Here is a 10411-nt window from a genome sequence, read left to right on the forward strand (position 1 = left end):
ACCACCGTCCCCGTCCCTTCCCGTACCACTTGGAGCATCCGTGACCACAAGCAAGCCCACCATCCGTATCGTCTCGATCGACGAGGTCCCCGCCAACCGCAAGCGCGGCGGCGACATGCGCACCCTGCTCAGCCCCGGCACGGTCGGGTCCACCTCGGGCTTCATGGGCGTGGCGATCCTCAAGCCCGGAGAGCGCGTGGTGGAGCACTACCACCCGTACTCCGAGGAGTTCCTGTACCTCACCACCGGCGAGGTCACCGTCGACCTCGACGGCGTGCCCCACGAGGCGCACGCCGGCCAGGGCCTCCTGGTCCCCATCGGCGTCCGGCACCGCGTCCGCAACACCGGTGACGAGGAGGCGCGGATCGTGTTCCACCTCGGTCCGCTGGCGCCCCGCCCCGAGCTGGGCCACGTCGACACCGAGGTCTTGTCGTGACCCGTCAGGCGGTCGTCACCGGCGTGGGAGTCGTAGCCCCGGGAGCCACCGGCGCGAAGGCCTTCTGGGAGCTCCTCTCCTCCGGCCGCACCGCCACCCGGGGGATCACCCTCTTCGACCCCGCGGGCTTCCGTTCCCGGATAGCAGCCGAATGCGACTTCGACGCCGGGACCGTACTCGCCCCGGAACAGATCTCGCGTATGGACCGGTACGTGCAGTTCGGCGTGGCCGCGGCCCTGGAGGCCGTCGCCGAGGCCGGCCTCGGAACCGACGAGGAGCTGTCCTGGCGCACCGCCGTCTCGATGGGCAGCGCCGTCGGCGGCACCACACAGCTCGAGGCCGAGTACGTCGCCGCCAGCGCCCGGGGCGCCACCTGGGCGGTCGACCACCGCAAGGTCTCCAGCGACCTGTTCCGGGTGTTCTCGCCGGCCCCCCTGTCCGGGGAGGTCGCCGAGGCCGTCGGAGCCCGGGGCGCCGTGCACACGGTGTCCACCGGCTGCACCTCCGGGCTCGACGCGATCGGTTACGGTCTGCGGCTCATCGAGGAGGGCAAGGCCGACATCGTCATCGCGGGCGCGGCGGAATCCCCCGTCTCCCCGATCACGGTGGCCTGCTTCGACGCCATCCGGGCCACCTCCACCCGTAACGACGACCCGGCCCACGCCTCCCGGCCCTTCGACCGCACCCGCGACGGATTCGTGCTCGGAGAGGGCGCCGCCGTCCTGGTGCTGGAGGAGGCCGGACACGCCCGCCGCCGCGGGGCACGGGCACGCTGCCGGGTGAGCGGCTTCGCGACCCGGGGCAACGCCTACCACATGACCGGTCTGACCAGGGAGGGACTGGAAATGGCCGAAGCCATCGACCAGGCCCTGTACCACGCCCGGGTGGACCCCGCGGACGTCGACTACGTCAATGCCCACGGCTCCGGCACCCAGCAGAACGACCGTCACGAGACCGCGGCCGTCAAGCGGGCACTCGGCTCGCACGCCTACGAGACCCCCGTCAGCTCCATCAAGTCGATGGTCGGACACTCGCTCGGTGCCATCGGCGCCATCGAGCTCGCCGCCTGCGTCCTGGCGATGGAGAACGAAGCGGTGCCGCCGACCGCCAACCTCGAGGTCCCGGACCCCGACTGCGACCTCGACTACGTGCCGATCGAGGCACGCCCGGCCCGCCTGCGCAACATCCTCTCGGTGGGCAGCGGCTTCGGCGGGTTCCAGTCGGCCGTCGTCCTCACGCCGGGGGAGCACGCGCGATGACCCGACGGACCATCATCACCGGCATGGGAGTGATCGCTCCCTCCGGCGTGGGCACCGACGCCTTCTGGCGCTCCGCGCTCGAAGGCCGTGGCGTCCTCGGCAGGCTCTCCCGGTACCCGTCCGACGGATATCCCCTGGCGGTCGCGGGGGAGGTGCGGGACTACGACCCGGCCCAGTCCATCGATTCGCGCATCACCGTACAGACCGACCGGTTCACCCAGTTCGCGCTCGCCGCGGCCGATCTCGCCCTGGCGGACGCCGAGCTGAGCCCCGACACGCTGCCGCCCTACTCCTTCGGAGCGGTGACCGCCAGTGCCGCCGGCGGGGTCGAGTTCGGGCAGCGTGAGATCGCGCGGCTGTGGAGCAAGGGTCCCACCCACGTCGGCCCCTACCAGTCCATCGCCTGGTTCTACGCGGCGAGTACCGGCCAGCTGTCCATCCGCCACGGGCTCAAGGGCCCCTGCGGCGTTCTCGTCGCCGACGAGTCCGGCGGCCTCGACGCCATCGCGCACGCCGCCCGGGACATCCGCTACGGCACCGCGGCCATGCTCGTGGGCGGGGCCGAGGCGCCGTTCGCCCCGTTCTCCATGGCCTGCCAGTACGGGCACGGACTGCTCAGCGACGCGACGGAACCGGACCGCGCCTACCTGCCCTTCGGCACCGGGGCACACGGATTCGTCCCGGCGGAGGGCGGCGCCATGCTCGTCGTCGAGGAGGAGGGACTGCGCGGCGAGGGCTCCCGGTCCCCGGCGCGCGGCGCGGGCTCCCGGCCCCCGGTGCGCGTCGCGGGGCACGGCACCACGCACACCGGAGCCCTGAACCACGAACTGAGCGCGGAGGGCCTCGCCAAAGCCATCACCGCGGCCCTCGACGAGGCGGAGTGCCCGCCCGGGGACATCGGTGTCGTCTTCGCCGACGGGCTGGGCGTCCCCGCCGCCGACCACGCCGAGGCGGAAGCGCTGCGCGCCGTCTTCGGCCCCACCCTCGGCACCCTCCCCGTCACCGTCCCCAAGGCCGGCTACGGACGGGCCTACGCGGGGGCGGCCGCCCTCGACGTGGTCCTCGCGACCCTCACCCTCCGCCACGGCCTGATCCCTCCTACCCCGTACGCCGACGGCACCGACCTCGGCATCGACCTGGTGACCGGCGGGCCCCGCCCGACCGGCACCCGGGCCGCCCTGGTCCTCGCCCGGGGCATCGCCGGCGGCAACTCCGCGCTCGTCCTGCGCACCGACCGGACCTGACCCACCTGGACGCCACACCCACGCCCATCTGGAGGAGAAGCATGTCCCCAACCACGGTCCTCAGCCACGAGGAGCTCGCCGAGGTGATCACCCGGTGCGCGGGAGCACCCACCGACGCGGCCGCCCTCCGGACCGAACACCCCACCTTCCAGGACCTCGGTGTCGACTCGCTGGGGCTCCTCGGCATCGTCGCCGAACTGGAGCAGATCCTCGGCATCCAGCTCGGCCCGGACGCCGAGCGGTGCTCGTCCCCGGACGAGCTGCTCGCCACGACCAACGCCCTCCTGCGATCGGCGGCCTGACATGCCCGGCAGCACCAGCAACTCCGTGGTCATCGCCGCACCCATGGACCTCGTCTGGGAGATGACCAACGACGTCGAGAACTGGCCCCGGCTGTTCAGCGAGTACGCCTCCGCCGACATCCTCGAGCGCGACGGCAACCGTGTGGTCTTCCGGCTGACCATGCATCCCGACGAGCAGGGCCGGACGTGGAGCTGGGTCTCGCAGCGCGAGGCCGACCCCGAGACGCGCACCGTCAGGGCACACCGCGTCGAGACCGGCAACTTCACCTACATGAACATCCACTGGGCCTACAGCGAGGTCCCCGGCGGTGTCCGCATGGAATGGCGGCAGGACTTCGCGATGAAGCCCGAAGCGCCCGTGGACGACGCCTGGATGACCGACAACATCAACCGCAACAGCGTGGCGCAGATGGACCTGATCCGCCGGCGCGTCGAGGCGCGCGCCGCGGAGGGCATCGCCCGAGCGAAGGAGACGCGCTCATGACCGACGGCATCGCAGCGGGCACCGCGCACGGAGCGGACAGGGCCCTGCTGGAGTCCGCCCGCAGGATCGCGGCCGGACTCCCGGCCCGCTCCCTCGAGATCGAGTCGTCCGGCACCCTCCCCGCCGATCTGGTCAAGGAGTTCACCGAGCACGACCTGTTCCGCCTCGCCATGCCGGTGGCGCTCGGCGGGACCGGGGCCGCACCCCGCACCATCGTCGAGATCATCGAGGAGGTGTCCCGCGGCGACGGAGCGACCGGCTGGTCGCTGCTCATCGGGAACATCGGCAACGCCTTCCTCGCCTGGCTGGAACCCGAGGTCTCCCGGCGCATCCTGGCCGACACCCCGGACATGATCGTGGCCGGCGGCCAGGCCCCGCTCGGCCAGGCCGTGCCCAAGGCGGACGGCAGCGGATACACCCTCACCGGGCGGTGGCCCTTCGGCAGCGGCAGCCTCCACGCCCACTGGTACATGGGCGGCTTCATCGTCATGGAGGGCGGGAAACCGAAGACGAACGACTGGGGCGCCCCGGTCATGGGAGTCGCGTACTTCCCGGCGGACCAGGCGGAGATCGACGACACCTGGCACGTCGCCGGACTTCAGGGCACCGGCAGCCACGACATCCTCGCGAAGGGCATCGACCTCCCCCTCGCCCACACCTCGGTGCCCTACTTCGCCCGTGCCACGTACGACGACCCGCTCTACCGGCTCACCGCCTACAACCTTCTGCTCACCGTGATGTCGGGCTTTCCGCTCGGGGTCGCCCGCCGCGCCCTCGACGAGACCCGCAGCCAGCTCGCCGAGCGCACGCTGCACGGCAACGGCAAGGCGTACATCGAGGACCCCGCCGTCCAGGTGGCCCTGCTCACACACGAAACCGCCCTGGACGCCGCCCGACGGCACCTCCTGGGAACCCTGGACGAGCTCCTGGGCGAGCTCGCCCACGACGAGCTCGACTACGCGGCGCGGGCCCGGCTGGCCGCCGCGATCATCCACGTCTACGACGTCGGCCGGGAGCTGGTGCAGGGACTGTTCCGGCTCGCGGGAACAGCCGCCGTACTCGACACCAACCCCCTCCAGCGCTGCATGCGCGACCTGGTCGCCGGGTCGCAGCACGTGGCCTTCTCCTTCGACTCCCGCAAACGCATCGCCAACGCCCGGCTCGGCCTGCAGACCGCACCCGCGTTCTTCGGCGTGTGAACGGCCCCACCCAGCCGCAACCGAGAACAAGTGAGGCAGAGACTATGTCCGTCACCACACTGGAGAGCTCCCCGGTCGAGGAGGCCGTCCGCCTGGCGGCGACGCTGCCGGGCCGTGCGTTGGAGGTGGAAGCCGGCCGGACCGTTCCGGCGGACCTGGTGGCCGAGCTGCGTGAGGCGGGTCTGTTCGGCCTCATGACGCCGGCCTCGCTCGGCGGACTCGAGACCGACCCGCTCACCATCACCCGTGTCGTCGAGGAGCTGAGCCGGGGCGACGCGGCCACCGGCTGGACCGTGCTGATCGGCCAGGGCGCCGGCTATCTGGCCTGGCTGGAGCGCGACGCCGCCCAGGAGATCGTCGCGGGCACCCCCCACCCGCTGATCACCGGTTCGATGGCACCGCTCGGCACGGCCGTCGACACCGGCGAGGGCGGGATACGGCTCACCGGCCGCTGGCCCTACACCAGCGGCTGCGGGCTCTCCGACCACCTCGTCGCGGGGTACCGGCCGGCCGAGGGCCCCCCGCGCTTCGCCCTGCTGCCCCGGGCCGCCGTCACCGTCCACGACACCTGGCACGTCGCCGGGCTGCGCGGTACGGGCAGCCACGACATCGAGGCGACCGACGTCCTCGTTCCCCACCGGTTCACCTTCGATCCGTTCGGTCCGGCACGCGAGGAAGGACCGCTGTACCGACTCCCGTACATGAGCTACCTGCTGGTCGCGATGGCCGGATTCCCCCTCGGCGCGGCCCGGCGCATCGTGGACGAGTACCGCGAGATCGTCCTCGGCAAGCGCAACACGGAGCGGACGCTCCTCGCCGAGACGCCCATCGTGCAGGCGGAGATCGCCCGCTGCGAGGCCGCCGTCGGGTCCGCCCGCGCCTACGTCCACGAGGCCGTCGGCCGGGTGTGGGAGGAGACCCAGGACGGCGTCGCCACCCCGCGTTCCCGTGCCCGGCTGACCGGGGCGGTCCAGCACGCCATGCGGGCCACGCTCGACGTCGCCGACTCCGCCATGCGCGCGTGCGGCGCGAGCCAGCTGTACGACAGGGCGCCGCTCCAGCGCTACTTCCGCGACGTCCAGACCGCCGCCCAGCACATCGCCTTCGGTCTGGAGGCGCAGCGTCGCGTGGGCTCGGTCCTGCTCGACCAGCGCGTCCCCGATCACCTCATCTGACCCGCACCGGCCGCACCCGTCGACCCCGCCCCTCCGTCGGCCCCGAACCAGGAGAGAAAGATGTACCGAAGCCTGATCGTCGCCCGCATGCTCCCCGACGCCGCCCCTGACATCGCCGGAATCTTCGGACGCTCCGACCGCGAATCCGACCTTCCGCAGACCATCGGCGTCCGCTCGCGGAGCCTCTTCCAGTTCGGTGAGGTCTACCTCCACCTGGTGGAGGGCGACGATCCCGTCGAGGAAGCCGTGACCCGGAACAAGAAGCACCGGGAGTTCCGGCGCATCAGCGAGGAACTGGGCCCCTTCGTGTCCGCGTACGACCCCGAGACCTGGCGCGAGCCCAGGGACGCCATGGCCCACGAGTTCTACCGCTGGGAACGCGATGCCTGAGGTGGAGCCCCGGGTCACCGCGTACCGAAGGCGCCACAGCCTGGCGGATCCCTTCGCCCACGGCTACCAGGCGCCGTCCGACGCGTCTCCCGCGTACCGGATCTGGTGCACGGTCGCCGCCGGCCTCTTCCACCTCGGGTGGTGGTACGGCGGAGTGCCGCTGTACGCCGTCCTCACCGACCGACGTCATGAGAAAGGGACCCCATGAGCGGCGACCCGCGACAGACCGGCCTGCCGAGGCGGGGAGTACCAGGCCCCCCGGACGCCGTGGCGCTCAACGAACTCGTCGTCGCCACGGCCCCGTGGGCCTTCCAGAGTCTGTACGTCGCGGCCAAACTGGGCCTCGCGGACGCGCTCCGTGAGGGCCCCCGGTCCAGCGACGACCTCGCGAAGGAGACCGGCACGCACCCCGGGGCGCTGTACCGCTTCTGCCGGGCCCTCGCGGCCCTCGGAGTCCTGCACGAACACCCCGGACACGTCTTCGATACGACACCGATGGGCGCCGCCCTGCGCTCCGACGCTCCGCGCGGTCTGCGGCACTTCATCATCGTCAACGGCGAGGAGAGCTTCCGCGCCTGGGCCGACGTGATGCACACCGTACGCACCGGCGAAGCCGCCTTCGACCACGTCTACGGCATGTCGCACTTCGCCTACCTGGCACGGGACTCGGGCGCCAGCACCTCCTTCAACGCCATGGCCAGGACGGGAGCCCCGACCCAGACCGTCGACCGCTGCGACTTCGGAACGGACCAGGTCGTCGTGGACGTCGGCGGCGGCGCCGGGGGACTCCTGGCCCACATCCTGGAGCGGAACCCGCAGCTCAAGGGCATACTCCTGGACACGCCCGAGGGCGTCGCCCAGGCCCCCGAACTCCTCGCCTCCCGAGGCGTGCGCGACCGTGCCGAAGTCAGGGGAGGGAGCTTCTTCGACTCCGTCCCCACCGGCGGGGACAGCTACATCCTGTCCCGCGTCATCCACGACTGGAACGACGAGGACTCGCTGCGCATCCTGCGCACCGTACGCGAGGCGATGCCGCGGGGAGCCCGGCTGATCCTCATCGACAAGGTGATCCCCGACGTCGCCGGCTTCCACCCGGGGAAGTTCTCCGACCTGCAGATGCTGGTCGTGCTCGGGGGCCAGGAACGCACCCTCGACGAACTGACGGCGCTGCTGGACCGCGCGGGCTTCCGCATCACCGGCACTCAGATGCCCGAGTTCGGGCCGGAGGCCCCGTGGGCCGAGGCCCTGATCCAGGCGACCGCGATCCACCCCGACGAGAGGAACGAACGATGACCGGCGCACGACCTCACCGGAGCAAGGGGCTGCGCCTCTTCACCTCGGAGTCCGTCACGGCGGGCCATCCCGACAAGATCGCCGACCAGATCAGCGACACGATCCTCGACGCCCTCCTCAGCGAGGACCCCGGCTCCCGCGTCGCTGTGGAGACCCTGATCACGACCGGCCTCGTCCACGTAGCCGGCGAGGTCACGAGCAAGGCGTACGCCCCGATCGCGCGGCTCGTACGCGAGAAGATCCTGGAGATCGGCTACGACTCGTCGGCCAAGGGCTTCGACGGCGCCTCCTGCGGGGTGTCCGTCTCGATCGGCGCGCAGTCCCCCGACATCGCCCGGGGAGTGGACACCGCGTACGAGAAACGCGTCCGCACCGCCTCCCCGGCCGAGGACGCCGCAGACGAACTGGACGAGCAGGGCGCGGGCGACCAGGGCCTCATGTTCGGTTACGCGTGCGACGACACGCCGGAACTCATGCCGCTCCCGATCCACCTCGCCCACCGCCTCTCCCACCGCCTGTCGGAGGTCCGCGGGAACGGGACCATGCCCTACCTCCGCCCGGACGGCAAGACACAGGTCACCATCGAGTACGACGGCGACCGGGCCGTACGCCTCGACACGATCGTCGTCTCCTCCCAGCACGCCCCGGGCATCGACCTCGACTCCCTGCTCGCCCCCGACATCCGGGTGTTCGTCGTCGAGCCCGTCCTCAAGGCGCTGAACGACGACGGCATCAAGCTGGACTGCGAGGACTACCGGCTGCTCGTGAACCCGACGGGCCGCTTCGAGATCGGCGGCCCGATGGGCGACGCCGGCCTGACCGGTCGCAAGATCATCATGGACACGTACGGCGGGATGGCCCGCCACGGCGGCGGCGCGTTCTCCGGCAAGGACCCCTCCAAGGTGGACCGTTCGGCGGCGTACGCGATGCGCTGGGTCGCCAAGAACGTCGTCGCGGCCGGTCTCGCCCGCCGCTGCGAGGTGCAGGTGGCGTACGCGATCGGCAAGGCCGAGCCGGTCGGTCTCTTCGTGGAGGCCTTCGGGACGAACACCGTGGCCATGGACCGGATCGAGGCCGCCATCGCCGAGGTGTTCGACCTCCGCCCGGCCGCCATCATCCGTGATCTCGACCTGCTCCGGCCGATCTACGCACAGACCGCGGCGTACGGCCACTTCGGGCGACCCTCGGCCGACTTCACCTGGGAGAGGACCGACCGGGTCGACGCTCTGCGCGAGATCGTGGGGACCTGAGATGCGGACAGCGGTCACGGGCTCCATCGCCACCGACCATCTCACCGTCTTCCCCGGACGCTTCACCGAACAGCTTCTCCCCGAGCGGCTGGACTCGGTGAAGGTGAGCCGCACACGCCACACCGCGCGGTTCATGTGCACGACGGACTCCGACCAGAACCAGATAGCCGTCTTCTACGCCGGAGCGATGGCCGAGGCGCGTGAGATCGCGCTGTCGGAGGTCGTGGAGCGCGTCGGCGGGCTCGATCTCGTGGTCGTGTCCCCCGACGACCCCGAAGCCATGCTGCGGCACACCGCCGAGAGTCGGCGGCTGGGCATCGACCGGGCAGCGGACCCCTCGCAGCAGCTCGCCCGGATCGGTGCCGAGGAGGCGCGCCGACTCGTCGACGGGGCGGTACTGCTCTTCACCAACGAGTACGAGGCCGCGCTGCTGCAGGAGCGCACGGGCTGGACGGAACGGCAGGTCCTGGACCGCGTCGGCACGTGGATCGTCACCCGCGGCGGCTCCGGAGTGTCCGTCATGGCCTCAGGATCCGCAGCCCGCAACGTCCCCGCGGTGCCGACGGACCGCGTGGCCGACCCGACGGGCGGCGGCGACGCGTTCCGCGCCGGCTACCTGGCCGGCCTGGGACGCGGACTGCCCCCGGAGCGCTCGGCACAGGTGGGCTGCGCCCTGGCGGTCACCGTGCTGGAAACGGTCGGGACCCAGGAGTACAAGCTGGTGCCCGCCGAGTTCTCGTCCCGGATCGCGGACGCGTACGGAACGGATGCGGCACGGGAGATCACGGAGCGGGGGGTGGGCACGGGATGACCGGAACACATCCCTCCGGCCTGCGGGAGGAGTTCGCGAAGCGGGTGGTGGTGGCCGACGGGGCGATGGGCACGATGCTCCAGGCGGCCGACCCGACGATGGACGACTTCCGGCAGCTGGAGGGCTGCAACGAGATCCTCAACCTCACGCGCCCCGACATCGTCGCCTCCGTCCACGACGCCTATTTCTCCGTGGGTGTGGACTGCGTCGAGACCAACACCTTCGGGGCGAACCTGGCGGCGCTCGCCGAGTACGGCATCGAGCACCAGGTGTACGAGCTGTCCGAGGCCGGCGCCCGGATCGCCCGTACGTCGGCGGACGCGCACACGGCCGCCGACGGCCGGCCCCGCTGGGTCCTCGGCTCGATGGGCCCCGGTACGAAGCTGCCGACCCTGGGCCACGTCACCTACGAGCCGCTGCGGGAGGCCTTCCAGCAGAACGCGGAGGGCCTGATCCGTGGCGGCGCGGACGCTCTCCTCATCGAGACCTCGCAGGACCTGCTCCAGACGAAGGCGGCCGTCATCGGCGCCCGCCGGGCCCTGGACCGGGCCGGCGTGGACCTGCCCGT

At 71.7% G+C, this 10411-nt stretch carries 13 protein-coding genes; all 13 read left to right on the plus strand.

Annotated elements, in window-relative coordinates; genetic code table 11:
- Positions 1-40: 40 nt before the first annotated feature.
- Positions 41-436: a cupin domain-containing protein gene (locus tag ACZ4VK_RS21835; RefSeq protein WP_468354290.1), complete on the plus strand. Its 396-nt coding sequence runs from the start codon at positions 41-43 to the stop codon at positions 434-436.
- Entirely contained in the window at positions 433-1695 is a 1263-nt protein-coding gene (locus ACZ4VK_RS21840; RefSeq protein WP_468354292.1) for a beta-ketoacyl-[acyl-carrier-protein] synthase family protein, read from the plus strand. The genes ACZ4VK_RS21835 and ACZ4VK_RS21840 overlap by 4 nt, the downstream gene beginning before the upstream one ends.
- Positions 1692-2939 (plus strand): beta-ketoacyl synthase N-terminal-like domain-containing protein, encoded by a 1248-nt coding sequence (locus tag ACZ4VK_RS21845; protein ID WP_468354294.1) that lies wholly within the window; start codon positions 1692-1694, stop codon positions 2937-2939. Before ACZ4VK_RS21840 ends, ACZ4VK_RS21845 begins: the two co-directional genes overlap by 4 nt.
- Positions 2940-2980: 41 nt before the next feature.
- Complete coding sequence (locus ACZ4VK_RS21850; RefSeq protein ID WP_468354296.1) at positions 2981-3241, plus strand: acyl carrier protein; 261 nt, start codon at positions 2981-2983, stop codon at positions 3239-3241.
- A 1-nt stretch (position 3242) separates the two neighbouring features.
- Complete coding sequence (locus ACZ4VK_RS21855; RefSeq protein WP_468354298.1) at positions 3243-3725, plus strand: SRPBCC family protein; 483 nt, start codon at positions 3243-3245, stop codon at positions 3723-3725.
- Positions 3722-4924: an acyl-CoA dehydrogenase family protein gene (locus ACZ4VK_RS21860; protein WP_468354300.1), complete on the plus strand. Its 1203-nt coding sequence runs from the start codon at positions 3722-3724 to the stop codon at positions 4922-4924. Before ACZ4VK_RS21855 ends, ACZ4VK_RS21860 begins: the two co-directional genes overlap by 4 nt.
- A gap of 44 nt (positions 4925-4968) precedes the next feature.
- A complete protein-coding gene (locus ACZ4VK_RS21865; protein WP_468354302.1) occupies positions 4969-6099 on the plus strand; it encodes an acyl-CoA dehydrogenase family protein in 1131 nt (376 codons plus the stop codon).
- 60 nt (positions 6100-6159) lie between these two features.
- Positions 6160-6489, plus strand: a complete 330-nt coding sequence (locus ACZ4VK_RS21870) for a TcmI family type II polyketide cyclase (protein ID WP_468354304.1) — start codon at positions 6160-6162, stop codon at positions 6487-6489.
- Positions 6482-6697 carry a hypothetical protein gene (locus ACZ4VK_RS21875; RefSeq protein ID WP_468354306.1) on the plus strand — a complete coding sequence of 72 codons (216 nt, stop codon included), beginning with the start codon at positions 6482-6484 and terminating at the stop codon, positions 6695-6697. The genes ACZ4VK_RS21870 and ACZ4VK_RS21875 overlap by 8 nt, the downstream gene beginning before the upstream one ends.
- Before the next feature lie 59 nt (positions 6698-6756).
- Positions 6757-7782 (plus strand): methyltransferase, encoded by a 1026-nt coding sequence (locus ACZ4VK_RS21880; RefSeq protein WP_468354308.1) that lies wholly within the window; start codon positions 6757-6759, stop codon positions 7780-7782.
- Positions 7779-9032, plus strand: a complete 1254-nt coding sequence (metK, locus tag ACZ4VK_RS21885; protein ID WP_468354310.1) for a methionine adenosyltransferase — start codon at positions 7779-7781, stop codon at positions 9030-9032. The genes ACZ4VK_RS21880 and metK overlap by 4 nt, the downstream gene beginning before the upstream one ends.
- 1 nt (position 9033) lies before the next feature.
- On the plus strand, positions 9034-9843 hold the full coding sequence (locus ACZ4VK_RS21890) for a PfkB family carbohydrate kinase (RefSeq protein ID WP_468354312.1): 810 nt from the start codon (positions 9034-9036) through the stop codon (positions 9841-9843).
- Positions 9840-10411, plus strand: a 572-nt coding sequence (locus tag ACZ4VK_RS21895; RefSeq protein WP_468354314.1) for a homocysteine S-methyltransferase family protein, incomplete at its 3' end; no start/stop codon positions are given. The genes ACZ4VK_RS21890 and ACZ4VK_RS21895, both read left to right, overlap by 4 nt.

Source organism: Streptomyces sp. NPDC028711, from assembly GCF_055565415.1.

Excerpts from the sequence above, each read along its gene's own strand:
- ACZ4VK_RS21845 (WP_468354294.1), top strand. The coding sequence starts at position 1,692 with ATGACCCGACGGACCATCATCACCGGCATGGGAGTGATCGCTCCCTCC.
- ACZ4VK_RS21890 (WP_468354312.1), top strand. The coding sequence starts at position 9,034 with ATGCGGACAGCGGTCACGGGCTCCATCGCCACCGACCATCTCACCGTC.
- metK (WP_468354310.1), top strand. The coding sequence starts at position 7,779 with ATGACCGGCGCACGACCTCACCGGAGCAAGGGGCTGCGCCTCTTCACC.
- ACZ4VK_RS21875 (WP_468354306.1), top strand. The coding sequence starts at position 6,482 with ATGCCTGAGGTGGAGCCCCGGGTCACCGCGTACCGAAGGCGCCACAGC.
- ACZ4VK_RS21860 (WP_468354300.1), top strand. The coding sequence starts at position 3,722 with ATGACCGACGGCATCGCAGCGGGCACCGCGCACGGAGCGGACAGGGCC.
- ACZ4VK_RS21870 (WP_468354304.1), top strand. The coding sequence starts at position 6,160 with ATGTACCGAAGCCTGATCGTCGCCCGCATGCTCCCCGACGCCGCCCCT.
- ACZ4VK_RS21855 (WP_468354298.1), top strand. The coding sequence starts at position 3,243 with ATGCCCGGCAGCACCAGCAACTCCGTGGTCATCGCCGCACCCATGGAC.
- ACZ4VK_RS21850 (WP_468354296.1), top strand. The coding sequence starts at position 2,981 with ATGTCCCCAACCACGGTCCTCAGCCACGAGGAGCTCGCCGAGGTGATC.
- ACZ4VK_RS21865 (WP_468354302.1), top strand. The coding sequence starts at position 4,969 with ATGTCCGTCACCACACTGGAGAGCTCCCCGGTCGAGGAGGCCGTCCGC.